The organism is Paracoccus sp. (in: a-proteobacteria), from assembly GCF_030604785.1.
In the GTDB taxonomy this organism is placed as follows: Bacteria; Pseudomonadota; Alphaproteobacteria; order Rhodobacterales; family Rhodobacteraceae; genus Paracoccus.
The window spans coordinates 22,588-47,162 of record NZ_JAUVVF010000002.1 but is presented as its reverse complement, the minus strand read 5'-3'; the positions used below and the strand labels follow the sequence as shown (position 1 = coordinate 47,162).

The 24,575-nt window shown below is 68.2% G+C and carries 23 protein-coding genes; 16 read left to right on the top strand and 7 right to left on the bottom strand.

Annotated features, from left to right (window positions below; genetic code table 11):
- Window positions 1-95 precede the first annotated feature (95 nt).
- The 3 genes from queC to queE are packed head-to-tail and all read left to right on the top strand — an operon-like array spanning window position 96 to window position 1,860.
- Window positions 96-800: a 7-cyano-7-deazaguanine synthase QueC gene (gene queC, locus QAR72_RS01050; RefSeq protein ID WP_304615503.1), complete on the top strand. Its 705-nt coding sequence runs from the start codon at window positions 96-98 to the stop codon at window positions 798-800.
- Window positions 800-1,153: a 6-carboxytetrahydropterin synthase QueD gene (queD, locus tag QAR72_RS01045; protein WP_304615502.1), complete on the top strand. Its 354-nt coding sequence runs from the start codon at window positions 800-802 to the stop codon at window positions 1,151-1,153. Before queC ends, queD begins: the two co-directional genes overlap by 1 nt.
- Window positions 1,150-1,860, top strand: a complete 711-nt coding sequence (queE, locus tag QAR72_RS01040) for a 7-carboxy-7-deazaguanine synthase QueE (RefSeq protein ID WP_304615501.1) — start codon at window positions 1,150-1,152, stop codon at window positions 1,858-1,860. The genes queD and queE overlap by 4 nt, the downstream gene beginning before the upstream one ends.
- 107 nt (window positions 1,861-1,967) lie before the next feature.
- Here the strand turns inward: queE and QAR72_RS01035 are convergent, their stop codons facing one another.
- A complete protein-coding gene (locus QAR72_RS01035; RefSeq protein WP_304615500.1) occupies window positions 1,968-2,804 on the bottom strand; it encodes a universal stress protein in 837 nt (278 codons plus the stop codon).
- Window positions 2,805-3,007: 203 nt separating this feature from the next.
- On the opposite strand from QAR72_RS01035, the gene ccoN reads away from it, so the two are divergent.
- Genes ccoN through ccoP form a run of 4 tightly spaced genes read left to right on the top strand, consistent with a single transcriptional unit; the run spans window position 3,008 to window position 6,589 of the window.
- A complete protein-coding gene (gene ccoN / locus QAR72_RS01030) occupies window positions 3,008-4,609 on the top strand; it encodes a cytochrome-c oxidase, cbb3-type subunit I (RefSeq protein WP_304615499.1) in 1,602 nt (533 codons plus the stop codon).
- Window positions 4,610-4,621: 12 nt separating this feature from the next.
- Window positions 4,622-5,347 (top strand): cytochrome-c oxidase, cbb3-type subunit II, encoded by a 726-nt coding sequence (gene ccoO, locus QAR72_RS01025; protein WP_304615498.1) that lies wholly within the window; start codon window positions 4,622-4,624, stop codon window positions 5,345-5,347.
- A gap of 7 nt (window positions 5,348-5,354) precedes the next feature.
- Window positions 5,355-5,552, top strand: a complete 198-nt coding sequence (locus tag QAR72_RS01020) for a cbb3-type cytochrome c oxidase subunit 3 (protein ID WP_304615497.1) — start codon at window positions 5,355-5,357, stop codon at window positions 5,550-5,552.
- Window positions 5,552-6,589, top strand: a complete 1,038-nt coding sequence (gene ccoP, locus QAR72_RS01015) for a cytochrome-c oxidase, cbb3-type subunit III (protein WP_304615496.1) — start codon at window positions 5,552-5,554, stop codon at window positions 6,587-6,589. Before QAR72_RS01020 ends, ccoP begins: the two co-directional genes overlap by 1 nt.
- 214 nt (window positions 6,590-6,803) lie before the next feature.
- Here the strand turns inward: ccoP and miaB are convergent, their stop codons facing one another.
- Entirely contained in the window at window positions 6,804-8,135 is a 1,332-nt protein-coding gene (miaB, locus tag QAR72_RS01010; RefSeq protein ID WP_304615495.1) for a tRNA (N6-isopentenyl adenosine(37)-C2)-methylthiotransferase MiaB, read from the bottom strand.
- Window positions 8,136-8,198: 63 nt separating this feature from the next.
- Between miaB and QAR72_RS01005 the strand changes: the two genes are divergently transcribed.
- Window positions 8,199-8,525, top strand: a complete 327-nt coding sequence (locus tag QAR72_RS01005; protein ID WP_304615494.1) for a TfoX/Sxy family protein — start codon at window positions 8,199-8,201, stop codon at window positions 8,523-8,525.
- Here the strand turns inward: QAR72_RS01005 and QAR72_RS01000 are convergent, their stop codons facing one another.
- Window positions 8,526-9,815, bottom strand: coding sequence for an alpha/beta hydrolase family protein (locus QAR72_RS01000; protein WP_304615493.1), 1,290 nt, complete (start codon window positions 9,813-9,815; stop codon window positions 8,526-8,528).
- Window positions 9,816-9,950: 135 nt separating this feature from the next.
- Between QAR72_RS01000 and QAR72_RS00995 the strand changes: the two genes are divergently transcribed.
- On the top strand, window positions 9,951-11,312 hold the full coding sequence (locus tag QAR72_RS00995; RefSeq protein ID WP_304615492.1) for an aminotransferase: 1,362 nt from the start codon (window positions 9,951-9,953) through the stop codon (window positions 11,310-11,312).
- 64 nt (window positions 11,313-11,376) lie between these two features.
- A complete protein-coding gene (locus QAR72_RS00990) occupies window positions 11,377-11,628 on the top strand; it encodes a DUF2798 domain-containing protein (protein WP_304615491.1) in 252 nt (83 codons plus the stop codon).
- Here QAR72_RS00990 and QAR72_RS00985 read toward each other — a convergent pair.
- The gene (locus QAR72_RS00985; protein ID WP_304615490.1) at window positions 11,604-13,736 is read right to left on the bottom strand and encodes a ComEC/Rec2 family competence protein; all 2,133 of its coding nucleotides are present in this window, start codon (window positions 13,734-13,736) and stop codon (window positions 11,604-11,606) included. The two genes, QAR72_RS00990 and QAR72_RS00985, sit on opposite strands and share 25 nt — an antisense overlap.
- Window positions 13,737-13,841: 105 nt before the next feature.
- On the opposite strand from QAR72_RS00985, the gene gltX reads away from it, so the two are divergent.
- The 3 genes from gltX to QAR72_RS00970 all read left to right on the top strand — a co-directional run bounded on the left by gltX (window position 13,842) and on the right by QAR72_RS00970 (window position 17,392).
- Window positions 13,842-15,239, top strand: coding sequence for a glutamate--tRNA ligase (gltX, locus tag QAR72_RS00980; protein WP_304615489.1), 1,398 nt, complete (start codon window positions 13,842-13,844; stop codon window positions 15,237-15,239).
- 79 nt (window positions 15,240-15,318) lie between these two features.
- On the top strand, window positions 15,319-16,608 hold the full coding sequence (locus QAR72_RS00975; protein ID WP_304615488.1) for a citrate synthase: 1,290 nt from the start codon (window positions 15,319-15,321) through the stop codon (window positions 16,606-16,608).
- A 112-nt stretch (window positions 16,609-16,720) separates the two neighbouring features.
- Window positions 16,721-17,392 carry an SDR family NAD(P)-dependent oxidoreductase gene (locus tag QAR72_RS00970; RefSeq protein WP_304615487.1) on the top strand — a complete coding sequence of 224 codons (672 nt, stop codon included), beginning with the start codon at window positions 16,721-16,723 and terminating at the stop codon, window positions 17,390-17,392.
- Between the two features lie 88 nt (window positions 17,393-17,480).
- Here the strand turns inward: QAR72_RS00970 and zapE are convergent, their stop codons facing one another.
- On the bottom strand, window positions 17,481-18,593 hold the full coding sequence (gene zapE / locus QAR72_RS00965) for a cell division protein ZapE (protein ID WP_304615486.1): 1,113 nt from the start codon (window positions 18,591-18,593) through the stop codon (window positions 17,481-17,483).
- Window positions 18,594-18,729: 136 nt separating this feature from the next.
- Between zapE and QAR72_RS00960 the strand changes: the two genes are divergently transcribed.
- Window positions 18,730-19,362, top strand: a complete 633-nt coding sequence (locus QAR72_RS00960; RefSeq protein WP_304615485.1) for a 5'-methylthioadenosine/S-adenosylhomocysteine nucleosidase — start codon at window positions 18,730-18,732, stop codon at window positions 19,360-19,362.
- Window positions 19,363-19,437: 75 nt separating this feature from the next.
- Window positions 19,438-21,237, top strand: coding sequence for an ABC transporter transmembrane domain-containing protein (locus QAR72_RS00955; RefSeq protein WP_304615484.1), 1,800 nt, complete (start codon window positions 19,438-19,440; stop codon window positions 21,235-21,237).
- Window positions 21,238-21,325: 88 nt separating this feature from the next.
- Here QAR72_RS00955 and QAR72_RS00950 read toward each other — a convergent pair whose 3' ends face one another.
- The gene (locus tag QAR72_RS00950) at window positions 21,326-21,808 is read right to left on the bottom strand and encodes a CAP domain-containing protein (RefSeq protein WP_304615483.1); all 483 of its coding nucleotides are present in this window, start codon (window positions 21,806-21,808) and stop codon (window positions 21,326-21,328) included.
- Between the two features lie 65 nt (window positions 21,809-21,873).
- Window positions 21,874-22,425 (bottom strand): CAP domain-containing protein, encoded by a 552-nt coding sequence (locus QAR72_RS00945; protein WP_304615482.1) that lies wholly within the window; start codon window positions 22,423-22,425, stop codon window positions 21,874-21,876.
- Window positions 22,426-22,662: 237 nt separating this feature from the next.
- On the opposite strand from QAR72_RS00945, the gene QAR72_RS00940 reads away from it, so the two are divergent.
- Window positions 22,663-24,546, top strand: coding sequence for an acyl-CoA synthetase (locus QAR72_RS00940; protein WP_304615481.1), 1,884 nt, complete (start codon window positions 22,663-22,665; stop codon window positions 24,544-24,546).
- Window positions 24,547-24,575 lie beyond the last annotated feature (29 nt).

Genomic DNA, 24,575 nt, shown 5'->3' with positions numbered 1-24,575 from the left:
GCCGCGCCGCCCCGCTCTTTTCGCGGACGCCCGTTCCTGCTAAGGGGCGCTTTCCCGGTCGCAGCCTACCCGGGTCACAAAAACAAGGGTCACCTATGAACACCACTCTCGTCTGCTCGGGCGGGCTGGACTCCGTCTCGCTTGCCCATGTCCTTGCCGCCCGGGGGCGGCTCTCGCGCATCGTCAGCTTCGATTACGGCCAGCGCCACCGCAAGGAACTGGACCATGCCCGCGCCTGCGCTGAAAGGCTGGGCGTGCCGTTTCACCTCGTCGATCTGTCCGGTCTGGGCGCGGCGCTGACCGGGTCGGCGTTGACTGACGATGTCGCGGTTCCTGACGGCCATTATGCCGAGAAAACCATGCGCATCACGGTGGTGCCGAATCGCAACGCGATCATGCTGACCATCGCCTTCGGCATCGCGGCGGCCAATGGCGATCAGGCGGTCGCGGCGGCGGTCCATGGCGGCGATCACTTCATCTATCCGGATTGCCGGCCGGATTTCACCGACGCCTTCGCCGCCATGCAGAAGGCCGCGCTGGACGGCTACGCCGATATCGCGCTGGACGTGCCCTTTGTCCGCGCCACCAAGGCCGACATAGTCGCAGCGGGCGCGCAAGCCGGCACGCCCTTCGCGCAGACCTGGTCCTGCTACAAGGGCGGGACGCGCCATTGCGGGCGCTGCGGCACCTGCGTCGAGCGGCGCGAGGCCTTCGATCTGGCGGGCATCCCCGATCCGACCGAATACGACGATCCCGATTTCTGGCGCGCGGCGGTCACGTCGCGGCAGGGGGCGGCGTGATGTTCCGGATCAGCAAGGAGTTCCACTTCAGCGCCTCGCACCGGCTGGACCACCTGGCGCCCGACCACCAATGCGCCCGCCTGCATGGCCACAACTACACCGTTGTCGTCGAACTGGCCGCGCCTGATCTGAACCCCGACGGATTCGTGCGCGATTATCACGAGCTGAAGCCGCTGAAGGACTATATCGACGGCCAGTTCGACCACCGGCACCTGAACGACCTGCTGGAGGTCCCCTCGACCGCCGAAAACTTGGCCCGTCACTTCTTCGACTGGTGCCGCGCCCGCTGGCCCGAGACCAGCGCCGTCAAGGTCAGCGAGACGCCGAAGACCTGGGCCGAGTATCGGCCATGAGTGCCCTTCGCATCGCCGAGATCTTCGGCCCGACCATCCAGGGCGAGGGTGTGCTGATCGGAGAGCCCACGGTCTTTGTCCGCGCGGGGGGATGCGATTACCGCTGTTCCTGGTGCGATTCGATGCATGCGGTGGACAGCGCCTTCCGCGACCAATGGGCGGCGATGTCGCCCGAGGCCGTCTGGGCCGAGGTCACGCGGCTGTCGGGCGGGCGGCCTCTGACGGTCTCGATCTCGGGGGGCAACCCGGCGATCCAGGATTTCGGCCCGCTGATCGCGCTTGGCCGGGCCCGGGGCTACCGTTTTGCGCTGGAAACGCAGGGTTCCATCGCGCGGGACTGGTTCGGGGCGCTGGATGTCCTGGTCCTCAGCCCCAAACCCCCCTCCAGCGGCGAGACGCCCGACCGTGCGGCCCTTGCGGCCTGCATCGCGGCGGGGCAGGGCGCGGGGCAGGCGGTGCTGAAGATCGTGGTGTTCGACCGGCGCGATTACGATTGGGCACGGGCGCTGGCCGAGGATTGGCCGGACCTGCCGCTTTACCTTCAGCCGGGCAATCCAGATGTGGACCCCGACAGCCCGGTTGCGGCGCAGGACGTGGCCGACCGGCTGCGCTGGCTGGTCGAGATGGTGACCGAGGACCGATGGTTCCGGCCCCGCGTGCTGCCGCAGCTTCACGTGCTGCTCTGGGGCAACCTGCGCGGCGTCTGAGGCGGGCGCTTTTTGCAGCGGGCGGCGTATGGCGTCCCGCGAGGGTCCGGGGGGACTGGCCGTCCCCCCGGACCCCCCTGCGCCCGACCCCGCGGGCCGCGCGCGGTTCAGCGGGCCATCAGAACCGGCACGGCGGACTTTTCAAGCATGTTGCGCGTCGCCCCGCCCAGGATTGCCTGCCGGAACCGCGAATGGCCATAGGCGCCCATCACGATCAGGTCTGCGCCGATCTCGACCGCGCGGCGGTTCAGCTCGTCGCTGATCGTGGGCGCGGTGCGCGCCAGCACCGCGATTTCCGCCCGCACCCCGTGGCGGACCAGCATCTGCGTCAGCGATCCGCCCGGATCCGAACGCTCGGGGCTGCTGCGGCGGGGATCGATGCAGGTCACCTCGACCCGGTCGGCGGCACGCAGCAGGGGCAGCGCCCGGCGGATCGCGGCCAGCGCCTCGGCCGACTGGTTCCAGGCGACCAGAACCCGGCGCAGATTGGCCGGGATCTCGGCATGGGGCAGGACGAGGACGGGGCAGCCGCCCTCGAACAGGGCGGCCTCGGCGATGATCTCGGCCTCGGCGGGCTGGCCCTTGGCATAGGGGCTGACCAACACGGTCAGATCGGCGAATCGCGCCCGTAGGCCGACCAGCGCCGGAATGCCGCCGCTTTGCGCGACCGCGCTGTCCACCGACCAGCGCAGGTCGCTGGCAGGTGCCAGACGCGCCCGCACCGCGGCCTCCAGCCGTTCGGCATCGGCCAAGGCGGTGTCGATGGCGTCCTGCAGCATGTAGGCGGTGCCGCCGGGGAAGAAATATCCCGGCTGGCTGAGGTCGATGCCGAGGCACAGCACTTCGAGATGGGCATCCTCGCGCACGGCAAGCTGGGCTGCCGCGTCAAGCTGGGGCGTCTGCGCCGGATCGGTCAGGATCGTGAGGATCGTCTTGTAGGCCATGGCGGGCTCCTTTCGGTCACGATGGCATCCTGCGCCCTGATGCGACCTTTTGCCTTGATCCGCGTCAACCCCCGGATTTGACCCAGATCAAGGATTCGAGAGCCGCCTGCCCCTATCCCCTGACCATCGACAGCCCTGCCGCCGAAGCGATTCGGCGCGGGCGCAGAAGGGGACGCGACGCCGATGCCAACGGGGACAGCGAGATGAACTATGTGAAACTGATCCTGCTTGGCGGGATAGCCTTGTTTGCGGCGATCGCGGCCAACATGGCCCACGATCTGGCCTATCAGGTCAACGCGCTGACCGTCATGCTGGCTGCGGGCGGTCTGTTCCTGTGGACCCTGCGCCGCATCGACGAGCCTCTGCCCGTCCACAATCCGCGCGAATACATGGACGGCGTCGTGCGCGCCGGCGTGGTCGCCACGATGTTCTGGGGCGTGGTGGGCTTTCTGGTCGGCGTCGTCATCGCCTTTCAGCTGGCCTTTCCGGCGCTGAACTTCAGCGACCTGACGCAGGGCTACCTGAATTTCGGCAAGCTGCGCCCGCTGCACACCAGCGCGGTGATCTTCGCCTTTGGCGGCAACGCGCTGATCGCGACCTCGTTCTATGTGGTCCAGCGGACCTCGGCGGCGCGGCTCTGGGGCGGGAACGCGGCCTGGTTCGTGTTCTGGGGCTACAACTTCTTCATCGTGCTGGCGGCGACGGGCTACATCCTGGGCGCGACCCAGTCCAAGGAATATGCCGAGCCGGAATGGTATGTGGACTGGTGGCTGACCATCGTCTGGGTGACCTATCTGGCGGTCTTCCTGGGCACGATCATCAAGCGCAAGGAACCCCATATCTACGTCGCCAACTGGTTCTACCTGGCCTTCATCGTGACCATCGCGATGCTGCATGTGGTGAACAACCTGTCGCTGCCGGTCAGCATCTGGGGCAGCAAGTCGGTGCAGGTCTTCGCGGGCGTGCAGGATGCGATGGTCCAGTGGTGGTATGGCCACAACGCGGTGGGCTTCTTCCTGACGGCGGGCTTCCTGGGGATGATGTATTACTTCATCCCGAAACAGGCCGAGCGGCCGGTCTACAGCTACAAGCTGTCCATCATCCACTTCTGGGCGCTGATCTTCCTCTATATCTGGGCCGGTCCGCACCACCTGCACTATACCGCGCTGCCGGAATGGGCCGCGACGCTGGGGATGGTGTTCTCGATCATGCTGTGGATGCCCTCGTGGGGCGGCATGATCAACGGCCTGATGACGCTGTCGGGCGCCTGGGACAAGCTGCGGACCGATCCGATCATCCGCATGATGGTCGTCGCGGTGGGCTTCTACGGGATGGCGACCTTCGAGGGCCCGATGATGTCGATCAAGTCGGTGAACTCGCTGTCGCACTACACCGACTGGACCATCGGTCACGTCCATTCCGGCGCGCTTGGCTGGAACGGCATGATCACCTTCGGCGCGCTTTACTATCTGGTGCCGCGCCTGTGGGGACGCGAGCGGCTCTACAGCCTGTCGCTGGTCAGCTGGCACTTCTGGCTCGCCACGATCGGGATCGTCCTCTACGCGGCCTCGATGTGGGTCACGGGCATCATGGAGGGCCTGATGTGGCGCGAGGTCGACCAGCACGGCTATCTGGTCAACGCCTTCGCCGACACGGTCAGCGCCAAGTTCCCGATGTATGTCGTGCGCGGTCTGGGCGGGGTCCTTTACCTGGCAGGCGCGATCATCATGGCCTGGAACCTGTGGGCGACGGTCGCTCGGCAGCCCAAGGCCCAATCCACCGCCATCGCGGTTCCGGCAGAGTAAGGGGGGCTTTCGATGCGCATTCTCGAAAAGCACAAGATCCTTGAAAAGAACGCCACGCTTCTGCTGGTCTTCTCGTTCCTGGTCGTCACCATCGGCGGCATCGTCCAGATCACGCCCCTGTTCTACCTTGAGAACACGATCGAGAAGGTCGAGGGCGTCCGCCCCTACACGCCGCTGGAACTGGCGGGCCGCGACATCTACATCCGCGAAGGCTGCTATGTCTGCCACAGCCAGATGATCCGCCCCATGCGCGACGAGGTCGAGCGTTACGGCCATTACAGCCTGGCGGCGGAATCGATGTATGACCACCCGTTCCAGTGGGGCTCCAAGCGCACCGGGCCGGACCTAGCGCGTGTCGGCGGACGCTATTCGGACGAATGGCACATCGACCACTTGCGCGACCCGCAATCGGTGGTGCCGGAATCGATCATGCCGAAATACGGCTTCTTGCTGGACCGGGTGATCCACACCGACCACATCCAGCAGCGTCTGGTGGCCGACCGCCGCGTGGGCGTGCCCTATACCGACGAGATGATCCAGAACGCCGTGGCCGATTTCCGCACCCAAGCCGACGAGTTCGGTGACCTCTCGGCGCTGCAATCGCGCTATCCCGGCGCGCAGGTCCGCAATTTCGACCGCCAGCCGCAGCTGACCGAGATGGATGCCCTGATCGCCTATCTCCAGGTGCTTGGCACGATGGTCGATTTCTCGACCTTCGAGCCCGACCCGAACCGCTGAGGCCGCCATGGAAACCTACACCTTCCTGCGTGCCATGGCCGATAGCTGGGCGCTTCTGGTCCTGGTCCTGATCTTCGTGGGCGTGATCGTCTTCGTGTTCCGCCCCGGATCGCGCCGCGTCCAGAAGGATGCCGCCGAGAGCATCTTTCGCAACGAATCCCGTCCCGCCGCCGACGACGACGACGAGAAGAAGGAGGACCGCTGATGTCCGACGACACCAAGAAGCCGGCGGATGACGTGGCATCGCCCGCCAATCCCGACAACCAGATCAACTTGCGTCGCCAGGCCGCCGATGCCGAACATGCCGCCAAGATCGGGGGCGCCATCCCGCCCCGGTCCGCCCCGGACAAGCCCGTCTCGCCCAGCCATCGCCGCAAGGGGCGTCACGGCGTCGGGCTGAAGGAAACGCCCTCGACCGGGCATGAATGGGACGGGATCACCGAATACGACAACCCGATGCCCCGCTGGTGGCTGTGGACCTTCTACGCCACCATCGTCTGGGCCATCGGATACATGATCGCCTATCCCGCCATCCCGCTGGTGACGCAGGCGACCCAGGGCCTGCTGCGCACCAATGCCCGCGCCGAGGTCGCCGCCGAGATCGACCGCTTCGCTGCCGCCAACGCCCCGATCCAGGCTGCGCTGGTCCAGACCGATCTGGCCGCCATCCCCCAGGACGCCGACCTGATGAGCTATGCTTCGAATGCCGGGGCGGCGCTTTACCGGACCTGGTGCGCGCAATGTCACGGCGCGGGTGCGGGCGGGGCGCGGGGCTATCCGAACCTGCTGGACGATGACTGGCTCTGGGGCGGCAGCATGGAGGATATCCACCTGACGCTGATGCACGGCATCCGCGACCCGCAGGACCCCGACACGCGCTATTCGCAGATGCCGCGCTATGGTGCCGACGGCCTGTTGAACCAGCGAGAGATCGACCGGGTGGTCCATTACGTCCTGTCGCTGTCGGACCAGCCGCATGACGCTGACCGGGCCGCACGCGGCGCCCAGATCTATGCCGACAACTGCTCGGCCTGCCACGGCGATGCGGGCGAGGGTGATCGCGGCCAAGGCGCGCCTGCGCTGAATGATCAGGTCTGGCTCTATGGCAGCGAGCCCGAGACCCTGCGCCGGATCGTCTCGGAAGGCCCCTATGGCGTCATGCCCGCCTGGTCGAACCGCCTGACCGAGGCGGAGATCCGGGCGCTGACCGTCTATGTCCACGGGCTTGGCGGCGGCGAATAGCCGCCCCGCCCCACCGGTTCCGCGCCCTCAACCCGCGCGGCAATCCCGGCCCCCCGTCCTGTTCGCGCGTTCCTCGGGGGGCCGGTGATCCATCTGCAAGGCTCTTGGCCCTGCACCACCGCTTCCGCGCAGGCCTGTCCGCGTGGAAGGCCGGCCCCCGGCTCTGTTCGCGCGTTCCACCGGGGGCCGGCTATTTCTTCCGCAAGGGACGGACCTAGCCGACCAGTTCGCCCCGCAGCGAATTCGGCGCGCTTTCCACGATGCGGACCTGCACCAGATCGCCGATCTGGGCCTCGGGCGCCTCGACAAAGACCGAATGCAGGTAATCCGACTTGCCGACCATCTGCCCCGGCTCGCGGCCCGGTTTCTCGAACAGGACGCCAAGTGTCCGGCCCAGCATGGATTGCTGCGCGGCCTTCTGCTGGCGGTTCAGCAGCGCCTGCAATTCCTGCAGCCGCGCATCGGCGACAGCGCCGTCCACCTCGGGGCGGTCATAGGCGGGGGTGCCCGGACGGGGCGAATACTTGAAGCTGAAGGCCGTGCCGAAGCCGACCTGTTCGATCAGGCGCAGCGTGTCGGCGTGATCCTGATCCGTCTCGCCCGGAAAGCCCACGATGAAGTCGCTGGTCAGCAGGATGTCGGGCCGCGCGGTCTTGATCCGGTCGATCAGGCGCAGATACTGGTCCGCCGTGTGCTTGCGGTTCATCGCCTTGAGGATGCGGTCGCTGCCCGACTGCACCGGCAGATGCAGATAGGGCATCAGCTGAGGGATGTCGCGATGCGCCTCGATCAGGTCGTCGGCCATGTCGTTGGGATGGCTGGTCGTGTAGCGGATGCGGTCCAGACCGTCGATTTCGGCCAAGGCGCGGATCAGGCGGCCAAAGCCCCATTCGCCGCCCTCGCCCTCGCCATGCCAGCCATTCACGTTCTGGCCCAAGAGCGTGATCTCGCGCACGCCTCGGGCGACCAGATCGCGCGCCTCGCGCAGGATGCGGTCCACGGGGCGGCTGACCTCGGCCCCGCGCGTATAGGGGACGACGCAGAAGGCGCAGAACTTGTCGCAGCCCTCCTGCACGGTCAGGAACGCCGCAGGCGCGCGGCGGGTGGCGCGGCGTTCGGGCAGGTGGTCGAACTTGTCCTCGGGGGGGAACTCGGTCAGGATCGCGGGCGCCTCGCCGCGCAGCATGGCGGGCAGGCGGTGATAGGTCTGCGGGCCGACGACCAGATCGACCAGCGGCATGCGGCGCACGATCTCCTCGCCCTCGGCCTGGGCGACGCAGCCCGCCACGCCGATCTTCAGGTCGGGACGCTCGGCCTTCAGCGGCTTCAGACGGCCTAGGTCGGAATAGAGCTTCTCGGCCGCCTTTTCGCGGATATGGCAGGTGTTCAGCAGGACCATGTCGGCCTGCGACTGGTCCTCGGTCAGCTCGTAGCCCTCGCTGGCCATCGCCTCGGCCATGCGCTGGCTGTCATAGACGTTCATCTGGCAGCCATAGGTCTTGATGAAAAGCTTCTTCGCGGCCGTGGCGCTGGCGTCCTGGGTCATGTCATGCTGTCCTTGAGATCGCGCAGGCGATACAGCAAAGACAGGCTTTTGGAAAGGCACGGGATGGAGAGCGAGCTGACCGCGATCCCCAATATCGGCCCCGCCACCGCGCGCGCCCTGATCGAGGCGGGTATCCCCGACGCGGCGCGGCTGCGCACCCTTGGCGCGCACGAGGCCTATCGCGCCCTGCTGGTCTCGGGCGAGCGGCCGCATTTCATTGGCTATTACGTCCTGCACATGGCGCTGCAGGGGCGGCCCTGGAACGATTGCAAGGGCGCCGAAAAGGACGCCCTGCGCGCCCGGTTCGATGCGCTGGTCGCCGAGACCCGCGCCGCCCCCCTGTCGGGGATTGAGGCCGAGCTGGACGCGCTCGGCCTCAGGCGGCCCTGATCAGCGGCCCGCCTCGCGGGTCTCGAAGCTCAGGCCGATGGCGCTGCGTTGGGGAAAGCCCGTCCAGTAGCTGTGCGCCGCGTCGGGATTGCCCTCGGCATCGACCGACCACAGCCCTGCATCCGCGTCGCGGATCAGGTCCAGATATTCACCCCGCGCGGCATCCTCCTTCAGGTGCAGGTCCAGGAAGGCGGTCGCGAAATGCTGGAGGATGTTGTTCATCCGCACGCTGTCCCAGACTGGATCGGCATAATGGTCAAACGGCGCGCGGCCCAGGGCCTGCGACATGGCCCATGCCTCGGCCGGGGCGGGGATGGGGGCTGCGGCATTGTGGTTGGCGTTCTCGAAGGTCAGCAGATGGCGCGTCGTGCCGGTCGTCTCGTCCAGGATCTGGCGGATCGAATCATAGGGCGAGACATCGTCCACGCTGCCCGCGACCAGCATCAGGGGCGTGGTCACGCCGGCCAGCCCGTCCGCATCCCAGAAATCGAATTGCCGGCCCCAAGGCGCGATGGCGATGATGGCGCGGATGCGCGGATCGACCAGCGCGGCGTGGTCCTCGGACCCCGCACCAAGACGGTCCAGCGTATCCGAGGGCGGCACGAAGGCGGCGGGCTCGGTCCGTTCCAGCGCGGTGCGCGACAGGCCCGCGCCGCCGAAGATCAGCGCGCCGTAGCCGCCCATCGAATAGCCGACGATCGCGGTGCGGTCGGCATCGGTGATCGCGCCGATCTCGTCCGTCAGCCCGGCCATGCTGTCCAGCAGGAAGCGCTGGTCGACCGCGCGGTTCACCAGCGTCGAGGCAAAGGCCTGCTGGTCGTCATAGGTGCTTTCGGGATGGTCGGCCGCCACCACGACATAGCCCTTGGAGGCCAGGTTCTCGGCCAGATGGCTCATCAGGTAGCGATTGCCCGGATAGCCATGCGACAGGATCACCAGCGGAAACGATCCCGGCGCCGCGTCGGCGTCGCGGGCCGCGCTGCCGGTCAGGGTCGTGGGCGTCACCCCGTCGCGCAGGACCGTGTCATAGGTCACGCCGGGATCGGTCTCCTCGGCGGCGGGATACCAGATCTCGGCCAGCAGCGACCGGTCACGGACAGGGGTCCCGCCGGACTGCGCGGCGATCACGTCGATCCGCTCTGGATCCGTGAAGCGCGCCTCGCGCACGCCGACCGGATAAGGGCCGGGATGGGCCAGTTCGGGCGCGTCCGGGCGGATCAGGTCGATGCGGTTCTCGGCCATTGCTGGCATCGCGGTCAGGGCCATGGCGGCGATCAGCAGAAGTCTCACGGGCGCTCCTTTGGCAATTTCGCGGTGATCTTGCGAATTTTGCACAACCTGCACAAGAACCCCGGCAATCCGCCCCATTGAATGCGCCATTTCGCCCGGCTAGCCTTGCCGCAAAGGTATTGAGGAGCCGACAGCATGAACAAGCCGCAAAGCTGGGAAGCACGGGCCGACGAATTTTCGCTTTATGGCTTCACCGATCTGCCAAGCGTGCATCAGCGCGGCGCGGTGGTGCTGACCCATGGCGAGGGGCCTTACGTCGTTGACGTTAACGGCAACCGCTATCTGGACGCGAATTCGGGCCTGTGGAACATGGTCGCGGGCTTCGATCACAAGGGCCTGGCCGAGGCCGCCAAGGCGCAATACGACCGCTTTCCGGGCTATCACGCCTTTTTCGGGCGGATGTCCGACCAGACTGTGATGTTGTCGGAAAAGCTGGTCGAGGTCTCGCCCTTCCCGCGCGGCAAGGTGTTCTACACCAATTCGGGTTCCGAGGCGAACGACACCATGGTCAAGATGCTGTGGTTCATGCACGCCTCGGAAGGCAACCCGCAGAAGCGCAAGATCCTGACCCGCTGGAACGCCTATCACGGCGTGACGGCGGTGTCGGCCAGCATGACCGGCAAGCCCTACAATTCGGTCTTCGGCCTGCCGCTGCCGGGCTTCATCCACCTGACCTGCCCGCATTACTGGCGCTATGGCGAGGACGGCGAGACCGAGGAACAATTCACCGCCCGCCTTGCGCGCGAGCTGGACGAGGTGATCCAGCGCGAGGGCGCCGACACCATCGCGGGCTTCTTCGCCGAAGCCGTGCAGGGCGCGGGGGGCGTGATCCCGCCGTCCAAAGGGTATTTCCAGGCGATCATGCCGGTGCTGAGGAAGCACGGCATCCCGATGATCGCTGACGAGGTGATCTGCGGCTTCGGGCGGACGGGCAACACCTGGGGCTCGATCACCTATGATTTCGTGCCGGATGCGATCATCAGCTCCAAGAACCTGACGGCGGGGCTGTTTCCGATGGGCGCCGTGATCCTGGGGCCGGAACTGACCGACCGCCTGCAGGCCGCCATCGACAAGATCGAGGAGTTTCCGCACGGCTTCACCGCCTCGGGGCATCCGGTCGGCTGCGCCATCGCGCTGAAGGCCATCGACGTGGTCATGAACGAGGGGCTGGCCCAGAACGTCATCGACCTCGCCCCGCGCTTCGAGGACGGGCTGCGCGAGCTGGCCAAGAACCCCAATATCGGCGAGTATCGCGGCGTGGGCTTCATGTGGGCGCTGGAGGCGGTGCGCGACAAGGCGACCAAGACCCCGTTCGAGGGGCATCTGTCGGTCAGCGAACGCATCGCCAACACTTGCACCGACATGGGTCTGATCTGCCGGCCGCTCGGCCAGTCGATCGTGCTGTGCCCGCCCTTCATCCTGACGACCGACCAGATGGACGAGATGTTCGACAAGCTGGACAAGGCGCTGAACAAGGTCTTTGCCGAACTGGCCTGACGGGGCTTGCAAAGGATCGGGCGGCGGGCCATCTGTCATTCGTATTCTGGAAAAGGAATGTGATATGATCCCAGCCCGCTTTGCCCCGATCCTGTTCGGCTTCTTCCTGTCGGGCCTGATGTCCGCGCTGGTCTCGGGCGTCTCGACCCTGCGGGCGGTCGGGCTGACCGATGGCGTCGGCGGGCTGTGGCTGGGCAACTGGCTGTCCAGCTGGGCCGTCGCCTTTCCGGCCGTGCTGATCGTGGCGCCTCTGGCCCGGCGGCTGGTCGCGCGGCTGACGACGCCCCCCGCTCAGCGCGGGCGCAGCGCGGGCTGAGCCTCGGCCACACTGCGCCAGACGGGGCCGGCGGTCGTCATCTCGACCGCCAGCGCGCCGGTGCGGCGCAGACGTGGCGGGTCCCAGATCACGCAATTGCCCCCAGCCTCGACCCGCTCGGTCGCGACGATGATCCTGCGCGCCCGGCAGAAGGGGGCCGCACGGGCCCCCGCGCCCTTGCCCGTGAAATGCAGGATGCGCCAACCATGGGGCAGCTCGGCCTGCCGGTCCCGGCGATCGCCCGTCCAGCCGGGCCGCGCCGCCGAGGCCGCCTGATCCGCAATGTCCCCATCCTCGATCAGCCAGGTCGAGACGACAAACGCCCCGCCCGCCGGTTTCGACACTGCCCGCCCGGCCGGAGTCATCAGGCCCACGGCCTCGCCCTCGGGGGCGATCAGGATCAGCGGGCGTTTCGCGGTCAGCCACAATCCGAACCCGCCGATGACCAGGGCTGCGGACAGCGCCGAGCCAAGCATCAGCACCCGTCCGGGCCGCGAACGGCGCCAGCAGAGGATCAGCCCGACCGCGCCGAAGCCCAGCATCGGCAGGACCGGCCCCGGCGCCATCGGGATCGCGGTGACGGCGCCATCCAGCCCGGCGACCAAGTCCGCCACCGCCAGCATCCAGGTCGTGCCGAGGCCCATGACCCACAGCGCCGCGCCCTCCAGCCCCAGAGGCGCCAGAAGCAGCGCGATCACGCCTGAGGGCATCACCAGCGTTCCCATCACCGGCACGGCCAGCATGTTCGCCAGCAGCCCGTATTGCGACATGCGATTGAAATGCGCGGCCCCGATCGGCGCGGTCGCCAGGCCCGCGACCAGTGACGAGACCAGCAGCATCGCCACGGGCCGCAGCCAGCGGGGCAGGCGGTTGGCATGCCGGTTCCAGGGATCGAAGGTCAGGATCAGCGCGATGGTCGCGGCAAAGCTCATCTGGAAGCCGGGCGAGGTCAGTGCCTCGGGGCTGATGATCAGGATCGCCGTCGCTGCCAAGGCCACCGTCCTGAGCGAGATCGCCCGCCGATCCGCAAGGATCGCCAGCAGCATCACCGCGATCGTCACAAAGGCCCGCTGCGTGGCCACGCTGGCGCCCGACAGCCACAGATACCCCGCCGCCGCGACCAGCGCCCCAAGCGCGGCCATCTTGTGCGCGGGCAAGGGCAGCCGGCCGCCCAGGCCCTGCGCCAGCACCAGCGACAGCCGCAACAGCCCGTAGACGAAGCCCGTCAGCAGCCCCATATGCAGGCCCGAAATCGCGATCACATGTGCAAGGTTCGAGGCACGCATCAGCTCGGTCGTGGCCTCGTCTATGCCGGAGCGGTCGCCCGTCATCAGCGCCGCCGCTACCGCGCCGGGCTGGTCGGGAATGCGGTCGCGGATCGCCTGCGCCAGCGCCATGCGGGTCCGGTGCAGATGCCACGCTCCCCCCTCGGGGGCGGCGACGGCCAGGACCGGGCTGCGCGTATAACCCACCGCGCCGATCCCCTGAAACCACGCGTTCAGCCGGAAATCGAAGCTGCCGGGCGAGGCCGGTCCGGGCGGCGGCCCAAGATGGCCGGTCAGCATCACGCGCTGGCCGATCGGCGGCACATCCTGCCCCACCGACAGCGAGAGGCGGACGCGGCGCGGCACCCCGTCGGGCGGGATGTCGCGCAGCCGCACCTCGTCCAGCGTCAGGCGCAGCAGGTCGCGGCTTGAGCGGTCCAGATGCACGACACGCCCCTCGACCGGTCCGTGATAGCGCCAGTCCAGGACCGGCCCCGCGACCCATGCCGCCCGTGCGCCCGCCAGCGCCACCCCGCAGGCCATCAGCGCCAGCGCCAGCCCCGCCAGCCGCAGACCGTCGGCCAGCGGCCAGCCGATCCGCCCCCGAAGCGCCAGACGCGGCCCGGCCAGCGCCACGCCCGCCGCAAGACAGACCAGCGCCGCCAGCGCGGCCCAGTGCTGGCCCGTCAGAAGGGCCGGGCGCAAGAACCACAGCCCGATCCCCGCCGCCAGACAGACCGGCACCCAGACGAACAACCCCGCCCGAGGCGCGGCGGCGGGCCGCTGCGCTGCATGGCTGCGCCTGAGGGGCGGCGCCGTCAGGGCGACCGGCTGGGGCAACATCCTTGTCCTTTCGCGGTTCGGGCTCTATCACTTGCCGCAGAATGGCAGGCCCTGCTTACCAAAGCGTTAACGCCGCCCCTCAAGACCCATCTTCCGAAGGCCCAGATGACCCAGACCGCCCCCGTCGTGACCCGTTTTGCCCCCTCGCCGACCGGCTATCTGCATATCGGCGGCGCCCGGACGGCGCTGTTCAACTGGCTTTACGCGCGCGGGCGCGGCGGCAGGTTCCTGCTGCGGATCGAGGATACGGACCGCGCGCGTTCGACCCCCGAGGCGACCGAGGCGATCCTCAAGGGGCTGGAATGGCTGGGCCTCGACTGGGACGGAGAGCCCGTCAGCCAGTTCGCCCGCAAGGACCGCCATGCCGAGGTCGCGCGCCAGATGCTGGCGGATGGCACGGCCTACAAGTGCTTTTCCACCACCGACGAGATCGCGGCCTGGCGCGAGGCCAATCCCCGCCAGCCCTTCGCCAGCCCGTGGCGCGACGCGACCGACCTGCCCGATGCGCCCTATGCCATCCGCCTGAAGGCTCCGCGCGAGGGCGAGACGGTGATCCACGATCAGGTGCAGGGCGATGTGCGCGTGGCGAACGATCAGCTTGACGACATGATCCTGCTGCGCAGCGACGGCACGCCGACCTACATGCTGGCCGTGGTCGTGGACGATCACGACATGGGCGTGACGCATGTGATCCGGGGCGACGACCACCTGACCAACACCGCGCGCCAGATCCAGATCTATGACGCGATGGGCTGGGACCGCCCGGTCTTTGCCCATATCCCGCTGATCCATGGCGAGGACGGCAAGAAGCTGTCCAAGCGCCACGGCGCGGTGGGGCTGCACGAATTCGCGGCGCTCGGCTATCCGGCGGCCGCGATGCGGAACTATCTGGCGCGCCTGGGCTGGAGCCATGGCGACGACGAATTGTTCGACGATGCGCAGGCGCGAGAGTGGTTCGACCTGCAGGGGATCGGGCGCGCGCCCGCCCGGCTGGACTTCAAGAAGCTTGAACATGTCAGCGGCCACCACCTGCGTCACATGCCGCCCGAGGCGCTGTTCGCGGCGCTCGACGGCTATCTGGCCGAGACCGGCGCCCAGCCCCTGACGCCGCATCAGCGCGAACGGATGGCAGCCGCCCTGCCGGCCCTGACCGAAAAGGCAAGAACGCTGCCGCAACTGCTTGATCAGGCACGATTTGCGCTGATCGAGAGGCCCGTCCAGCCCGACGAGAAGGCGACCAGGCAACTGGATTCGGTATCCCGTGGTATGCTGAAATCGTTGACTGCCGCATTGCAGCATGCTAGCTGGGCGCGAGACGATCTGGAGGAGGCGGCCAAGCGGATCGCCGAGGAACAAGGCGTCGGTTTGGGCAAGATCGCGGGGCCCTTGCGCGCCGCGTTGTCCGGGACCAGCGTCACCCCCTCTGTGTTCGACATGATGACGGCGCTTGGCCGCGAGGAATCGCTGGCCCGGCTGCGCGACCAGACAGATCTGGCAGGCTGACCGCCTGCACCCACATGCCAGGGCCACCCCCAAGCACCATGCGGGACCGGGGCCCGGCCAAGCCGGAAAGGACGCATAGATGGCCGACAAGATTGCCAAGCTGCGCATTGACGATTCGGAATATGACCTGCCGGTCATGAGCCCGACCCAGGGGCCGGACGTGCTGGATATCCGCAAGCTCTATGGCCAGGCGGATGTCTTCACCTTCGATCCGGGTTTCACCTCGACCGCAAGCTGCGAATCGAAGATCACCTATATCGACGGTGACAAGGGCGAGCTGTGGTATCGCGGCTATCCGATCGAGCAGCTGGCCGCCAAGTCGCATTACCTCGAAGTCTGCTACCTGCTGCTTTACGGCGAGCTGCCCACCCAGCAGCAGATGGAGGATTTCGAGACCCGCGTGACCCGTCACACGATGGTTCACGAGCAGATGCACAACTTCTTCCGCGGGTTCCGCCGCGACGCGCATCCGATGGCCACGCTGGTGGGCGTGATCGGCGCGATGTCGGCCTTCTACCACGATTCGACCGATGTGAACGATCCGTGGCAGCGCGAGGTCGCGGCGATCCGCCTGATCGCCAAGGTGCCCACGATCGCGGCCATGGCCTACAAGTATTCGATCGGCCAGCCCTTCGTCTATCCGCGCAACGACCTGGATTACGCCAGCAATTTCCTGCATATGTGCTTCTCGGTCCCGGCCGAGAAATACGAGGTGGACCCGGCCTTGGCCCGCGCCATGGACCGCATCTTCACGCTGCATGCCGATCACGAGCAGAACGCCTCGACCTCGACCGTGCGTCTGGCGGGATCGTCGGGGGCGAACCCCTTCGCCTGCATCGCGGCGGGGATCGCCTGTCTGTGGGGTCCGGCCCATGGCGGGGCGAACCAGGCCTGCCTGGAGATGCTGCGCGAGATCGGGACCGTGGACCGCATCCCGGAATACATCGCCAAGGCCAAGGACAAGAGCGATCCGTTCAAGCTGATGGGCTTCGGCCACCGGGTCTACAAGAACTTCGATCCGCGCGCCAAGGTGATGAAGGAATCCGCCGACGAGGTGCTGGACCTTCTGGGGATCAAGGACAACCCGACGCTGCAGGTCGCCAAGGAGCTGGAAAAGATCGCTCTGGAGGACCCGTATTTCATCGAGAAGAAGCTCTATCCCAACGTGGACTTCTATTCGGGCATCATTCTCGAGGCGATGGGCTTCCCAACCTCGATGTTCACGCCGATCTTCGCGCTGTCGCGCACGGTGGGCTGGATCGCGCAGTGGAAAGAGATGATCGGCGATCCGCAGAACAAGATCGGCCGCCCGCGCCAGCTGTATGTCGGCAACGACAAGCGCGACTACAAGGACGTCGCGGCCCGCTGAGCGGGTCCGCAGATTGGATCGAAGGCCCCCGGACGGGGGCCTTTTTTCATGGCCGCCCGCCCCGCGCCAAGAGGGCTTGCGCGGCGGGCTGGCCGGTGGCAATGGAGCGGGCATGAGCAATCCGAACGATCAGGTGGCGCCCCGTCTGGCGCTGGTGACAGGGGCCTCGCGCGGTCTGGGCGCGGCCCTTGCCGAGGAACTGGCCCTGCGCGGCTATCACGTTCTGGCGGTGGCGCGCACCGTCGGCGGGCTGGAGGAGCTGGACGACCGCATCCGCAAGGCGGGCGGCCAGGCGACGCTGGCGCCGATGGATGTGGCCGAACCGGCGGCAATGCAGCAGCTGGTCGAGGCCGTGGCCGGCCGTTGGGGCGGCGTCGACCTGTGGGCGCATTGCGCCATCCATGCCGCGCCCCTGGCGCCCGCGCCTCATGTCAGCGGCAAGGATTGGTCGAAGTCCCTCTTGATCAACGCCGATGTCACGCGCGGCCTGATCGCGCTGATCGAGCCCTTGCTGCGCCAGAAGAACGGCACGGCCCTGTTCTTCGACGACCCGCAGGCGGGGCGCAAGTTCATGGGCGCCTATGGCGCGACCAAGGCGGCGCAGATCGCGCTGGCGCGCAGCTGGCAGGCCGAGACGGCCCAGATCGGCCCGCGCATCGTGATCGAGACCCCCGCGCCCATGCCGACCGCTGTGCGCGCGCGCTTCTATCCGGGCGAGGATCGGGCCGCGCTGACCCCCTGCCGCGACGAGGCGCGCCGCATTCTGGACGCGCTGCCCGCCTGATCCGCGCGCCGTTTGCGTCCCGCGAAGCAGCGGGGGGCCGGCTGCCCCCCGCACCCCCCGCCATCGCGCGACCCGCGGTCGCCGGCGGCTATTCGGGCCGCTCGCCCCAGGCGGCATCCTGCATCTCGCGCAGGCGGCTGGCGGTGCGTTCGAATTCGAAACTGCCCTCGCCTTCGTTGTAGAGCTGCTCGGGCTGGTCGGCGGCGCTGGCGATCAGGCGCACGCGGGCCTCGTAGAGGGCGTCGATAAGGGTGACGAAACGCTTGGCCTCGTTGTAGTTCGACACCGACAGGCGCGGGATGCCGTCGACGAACAGCGTGTCCACCGCCCGAGAGATGGCCAGATAGTCGGCAGGGCCGAGCGGCTTGCCGCAGAGATCCCAGAAGCCCGCCCGCGCCACCCGGCCAGAGGCGGCGGGCAGGTCCACGACCCGGCCCTTGACCTCGATCTTGAGGGGCGCGGCCGCCTCGTCCCCGGTCAGGTCCGACCACAGCGCATCCATCGCGGCCCTGGCCTCGGCATCGGCGGGTGCGAACCAGACCTGCCCGCCGGTCTGGCGGTTCTGGCGGTAATCGGTGCGGCTGTCGAGGCAGGTGACCTGCATCCGCTCGCGGATCAGCGCGATGAAGGGCAGGAAAAGCTGCCGGTTCAGGCCGTGCTTGTAGAGATCCTCGGGCTCCCGGTTCGAGGTGGTGACCACCGTCACGCCGTGATCGAACAGGATCTGGAACAGCCGCCCCACGATCATCGCGTCCGCGATGTCGGTGATCTGCATCTCGTCGAAGCACAGAAGCCGGACCTGACGGGCCACCTCCTGCGCGACGGGGCGGACGGTGTCCTGTTCGGCGCGCTTGCGCGCGGCCTCCAGCCCGGCCTGGATCTCCTGCATGAATTCATGGAAATGGACCCGCCGACAGGGGATGCCCGCCTCTTGCGCGGTCTCGGCCATCAGGTCCATCAGCATCGACTTGCCGCGCCCGACGCCGCCCCAGAGATAGAGGCCCCGCGCAGGCGCAGCCGCCGTATCGCCGCCGCCCACGCCCAGAAGCGCCCGCCACCCCGACCGGGGCCGGGGCGCGGGCGCGGCCAGCATTTCGGTCAGGACACGGTCGAGATCGGGCAGCACGGCCTCTTGCGCGGGGTCGGGGCGCAGCGCGCCCGAGGCCACCCGGTCGCGGTATCGCGTGCTGATCCTGCCCATTGCTGCAATCCCTGCCTGCCCGTTCCGCACGAACCCCTGCCACAGCGGCCCGCGCCGCTGCAAGGGGCATTGACCGGCCTGCATTGCGCATGCCACCCCTCGGGCAAACCCGCCGAAAATCCGGACAGGAGCCATGATGACCCAAGCCCGCCCCGACCTGATCGCCGGCCTGCCGGTCCTGTTCGTGATGGCGGCGCGCGCCGAATACGGGCCCGCTCTGGCCGCCCGGATCAACCCGCTGATCACCGGGATCGGCCCGATCGAGGCCGCCGTGCAGCTGACCGCCGCGCTGGCCGGGATGGCCGAACGCCCGCGCCTGATCGTCTCGCTTGGCTCGGCGGGGTCGTCGCGGCTGGTGCAGGGGCAGGTCTATCAGGTCAGCCGCGTGGCCTGGCGCGACATCGACGCCTCGGCCCTCGGCTTTCCGCGCGGCACCGTGCCGTTCCTCGACCTGCCCGAAGAGGTCGCGCTGCCCCTGCGGATCGAGGGCATCCCCGAGGCCAGCCTGTCTACCGGGGGTAACATCGTCAGCGGGGCGGCCTATGACACCATCGCACAGGACATGGTCGACATGGAGACATTCGCCCATCTGCGCGCCGCCCAATGGGCCGGGCTGCCGCTGATCGGGCTGCGCGGCATCTCGGACGGGGTCGAGGAATTGCGCGAACTGGCGGACTGGACCCAATATCTGGACGTGATCGACGACAGACTGGCGCGGGCCGTGGACGCGTTGGCCGAGGGGATCGGCTCGGGCACGATCCGGCCCTGACCGCGCGGCACGGCGCCGCGCTTGTTTCCGCGCCCTCTGCCGCCTAAACGGGGGGCATCAGCAGGGAAGACCATCATGGCACGCGGCACAAGCAACCTCGAGGATCGGCCCGTCAGCCGCAAGCTGGGGGCGCTGGCCGCCCTGTGGCCCTTTGTGCGGCCCTATCGCGGGCAGGTTGGTCTGGCGGTCTGCGCGCTGGTCCTGACCTCGTTCATCAGCCTGATCCTGCCCTTGGCCGCGCGCCGGGTGGTGGACAATTTCGACGATGGCGCGGGGCTGCTGGATCAGTATTTCGGCGCTGCGCTGCTGGTCGTGGCGGGCCTGGCCTTGGGCACGGCCGCACGCTATTTCTTCGTCACGCGGCTGGGCGAGCGGGTCGTGGCCGATATCCGCAAGGCCGTCTTTTCCCGCGTCATCACCCTGTCGCCCGCCTTTTTCGAGCGCGTGATGACGGGCGAGATTCTGTCGCGCATCACCACCGACACGACGCTGATCCAGTCGGTCGTCGGCTCCAGCCTGTCCATCGCGTTGCGCAACGTGCTGCTGCTGACCGGCGGGCTGGCGATGCTGGCCGTGACCTCGACCAAGCTGACGGGGCTGGTCCTGCTGATCGTGCCGGCCATCCTGATCCCGATCATCGTGCTGGGGCGCCGCCTGCGGCGGCTGTCGCGCGCCAATCAGGACTGGATCGCGGCCTCGTCCGGCGCGGCCTCCGAGGCGCTTCTGTCGGCGCAGACGGTGCAGGCCTATACCCATGAGCGGCGCAGCATCGACGGCTTCGACCGGGTGACCGAAAGCTCTTACGTATCTGCCATGCAGCGGGTGGGAACGCGGGCGGTGATGACCGCCATCGTGATCTTCCTGATCTTTGCGGGGATCATCGGCGTTCTCTGGATCGGCGCGCGCGACGTCCGCGAGGGCGTGATGAGCGCGGGCGAGCTGGTGCAGTTCGTGATCTATGCCATTCTGGTCGCCGGTGCCGCAGGCGCCCTGTCCGAGGTCTGGGGCGAATTGCAGCGTGCCGCCGGCGCGACCGAGCGTCTGTCGGAATTGCTGGCGGCCGAGGATACGCTGGCCGATCCCGCCACGCCCCTGCCGCTGCCGCACCCCCTGCGCGGTGAGATCGCGCTGGAGGGGGTGGCCTTCCGCTTCCCCTCGCGCCCGGACGCGCCGGCCCTGACGGGGCTGGACCTGCGGATCAGGCCGGGCGAGACGGTGGCCCTGGTGGGGCCGTCAGGGGCGGGCAAGACGACCGTGATCCAGCTGATCCAGCGCTTCTGGGATCCGCAGGAGGGGCGCGTGACCCTGGACGGGATCGACCTGCGCGACATGGCGCGGGCCGATTTCCGGGGGCGGATCGCGCTGGTCCCGCAGGACCCGGTGATCTTCGCCGCCACCGCGCGCGAGAATATCCGGCTGGGCCGCCCCGAGGCCAGCGATGGCGAGGTCGAGGCGGCCGCGCGCGCGGCCCATGCCCATGACTTCATCGCCGCCCTGCCGCAGGGTTACGACACCGCCCTTGGCGAACGCGGCGTGATGCTGTCGGGCGGGCAGCGCCAGCGCGTGGCGATCGCGCGCGCGATCCTGCGCGACGCGCCTATCCTGCTGCTGGACGAGGCGACCAGCGCGCTGGATGCGGAATCGGAATCGCTGGTGCAGGCCGCCGTGGCGCGGCTGGCCCAGGGGCGGACAACCGTCGTTGTGGCGCATCGTCTGGCGACGGTGAAGCAGGCCGACCGGATCATCGTGATGGATCAGGGCCGCATCGTGGCCGAAGGCACGCATGACGGGCTGGTGGCCGAGGGCGGGCTTTACGCGCGTCTTGCGCGGATGCAGTTCACCGACGGGCCGCGCGGCACGGGCGAGGCCGCCTGAGCGGGTCGCCGCGTCGCCGGCCATCGAGGCCGGCGCCCCGGCGGCGGGCGCCCCGGCAGGCCGGGTCGACCGCGAAGCCTGCGCCGGCCTAGCGCGGCGCTGCGAGGATCAGCGCCCAATAGACCTGACCGTTCGCATCCGTGGCCTGGGCCAGTCCCGCATCGCGCAGGCGCCGGTTGACCAGATTGGCGCGGTGGGGCGGCGATTGCATCCAGGTCGCGATCATGCCGTTCTCGTCCCTGGGGCCGACGCCGACATTCTCGGCCGCGATGCTCGCCCGGTAGCCTGTCGTCGTCAGGCGCTGGCTGGGCGATGCACCGTGACCCAGACGCCCCTGCCGGGCCATCTGGCAAGCCTGCTGCGTCGCCGCCTGGATCAGCGCGGGGTGAAGCTCGACGGGGCCGGCGCCCTGGGCGCTGCGGTTGCGGTTGATGGTCTGCAGCGCGGCCGACAGCCGCTCTTGCGGCAGGGCGGCGCATTGTGCGGCGGCAGCGGCGGGTTCAGGCGCCAGTCCCACCGTCAGGCCGAGGCCGGCGGCGATCATCAGCGTCACGAGGCGGGGTGTCGGCATGGGGCGCTCCCTTCGGTGGCCGGGCTGGGGCAACCCTATCCCGGCGGCTGACCGCGTCAATCCGGCTAACGCGGGTTCTGGCTGGGCGCCGAATAGACCGCCGCCCAATACCGTGTCCGGCCGTCGGCCGCGACGGCCTGCCCGATCCCCACATCGCGGATCTGGGGCAGCAGCATGTTCGCCCGGTGCCCGGACGAGACGGCCCATTCGTTCAGCACCCGATCCAGCGAGAAGGGGCCGGCGGCGATGTTCTCGGCCGAGATGGCGGGGCGGTAGCCTTGGGCCCGCAGCCGGTCGCCCGGCCCCGACGTGGTGCTGCCGATATGCGTCATCCGCCCGCGTTCCGCCATGTCGCAGGCATGGCGCGCCGCGACCTCGGCCAAGAGGCTGTTCGATTGCACCGGCGGCAGTCCGGCCTGCCGGCGCGCCGCATTCGTGCTGGCCGCAAGGCGCTGGTTCTGCATGGTGCTGGTGGCGACGCAATCCGCCTGTCCGGGCTGGCCGACCTGCACCGCATAGGGGTCCTGCGCCTGCGGTCCCGTGGCGGGCCCGCCGCCACAGGCGGCCAGCAGAAGGAAAAGGGGCAGCAGCGGGGCCTGTGTGATCCCGGTCGTCATGAAAAGCTCGTCTCTTGCGTCCGTCACTAAACCTATGGGAGAGTCATGAACAGGCGGTTGACCTGATTGTTCCCGTTTCGTGATGCAAGTCGCGCGCCGCCACGTCGCCCGGCTTTGACGCGGCGTTCCGTCGCAATCGGGGGCCGCGAGGGGTTGCCCCGTTTTCCCGCTTGCGCGCATTGTCGGGCAACGAGACGCCAAGGCTAAGCCGCGAGGGGGCGGCCAGGGGAGGATAGAATGGCAAAGTTCAGCACCTATGCGGATCGCGACCGGATCGAACAGGAATGCGCCTACGAGGCGCGCGACCTGCCGGTGACGATCCATGAATTCCTCTCGGCCACGGCGGCGCGGTTTCCCGACCGCCCGGCCATCTCGTTCCAGCTTCTGTCGGGGGCTAACGATCCGGCCACCACGCTGACCTGGTCCGAGCTGCTGGCCCGCGTGACCGAGACGGCGAACCTGTTCCGCAGCCTGGGCGTCGGGCCGACGGATACCGTCGCCTATCTGCTGCCCAACAGCATCGAGACGCCCGTCGTCCTGCTGGCGGGCGCAACGGCGGGGATCGTGAACCCGATCAATCCGCTTTTGGACGCGACCCAGATCGCGGGCATCCTGCGCGAGACACGCGCCAAGGTGCTGGTCACGCTGAAGGCCTTTCCCAAGACCGACGTTGCCCAGAAGGCCGCCGAGGCCGTCGCGCAGGCGCCCGGCGTGACCCATGTGGTCGAGATCGACCTGAACCGCCACCTGCGCGGCCTCAAGCGGCTGATCGTGCCGCTGATCCGGCCCAAGGTGAAGGTGACGCACAAGGCCAAGGTGCTGGATTTCGAGGCCGCCGCCAGCGCGCGCAACCACAACCGGCTGGAATTCGACGATCCCCGGCAGGACCGCGTCGCGGCCTATTTCCACACCGGCGGCACGACCGGCACGCCCAAGGTCGCGCAGCACAAATACAGCGGCATGATCTATAACGGCTGGCTGGGCGGCACGCTTCTGTTCGACGAGACCGACGTGCTGATGTGCCCCTTGCCGATGTTCCACGTCTTCGCGGCCTATCCGGTGCTGATGTCCTGCATCGCGTCCGGGGCGCATGTGGTGATGCCGACGCCCGCCGGATATCGGGGCGACGGGGTCTTCGACAATTTCTGGAAGCTGATCGAACGCTGGCAGGCGACCTTCCTGATCACCGTGCCGACCGCCATCGCCGCGCTGATGCAGCGTCCGGTCGATGCCGATGTCAGCACGCTGAAGACCGCGATTTCAGGCTCGGCCCCGCTGCCGATCGAGCTTTACAACCGCTTCAAGGCCGCCACCGGCGTCGAGATCGCCGAAGGCTACGGCCTGACCGAGGCGACCTGTCTGGTCAGCTGCAACCCGGTTGACGGGCTGAAGAAGGTCGGCTCGGTCGGGGTGCCGCTGCCCTATACGCATGTCCGCATCCTGAACCATGACGATGCGGGCCGGGTGCATGAATGCGCGACCGACGAGGTGGGCGAGATCTGCATCGCCAATCCGGGGGTCTTCCCCGGCTCGACCTATACCGAGGCCGACAAGAACCATAAGCTGTTCGCCGAGGACATCTATCTGCGCACGGGCGATCTGGGTCGGATCGATGCGGACGGCTATCTGTGGATCACGGGCCGGGCGAAGGACCTGATCATCCGTGGCGGCCACAACATCGATCCCGCCGAGATCGAGGAGGGGCTGCTCTCGCATCCCGCCGTCGCCTTCGTGGGCGCCATCGGTCAACCCGACAGCTTCGCAGGCGAATTGCCCTGCGCCTATGTGGAACTGGTGGCCGGCGCTTCGGTCACGGTCGAGGAACTGGCCGCCCATGCGCGCGACCACATCCACGAACGCGCGGCCATCCCCAAACATATCGAGATCCTGCCCGAACTGCCCAAGACGGCGGTGGGCAAGATCTTCAAGCCCGATCTGCGAAAGCTGGCGATCACCCGCGTCTATGACGAGGCGCTGGCCGGAACCGGCGCGCGTGTCGAGATCGTGCGCGAGGACAAGAAGCGCGGTCTGGTCGCCCATCTGGCCCGCGACGGCGGCGTGGACGAGGCCGAGATCCGCACGCGGCTGGGGCAGTTCACCACGCCCTGGGACTGGGCGTGATCCCGTAACGGGGGGCCGGGCGGATCGCC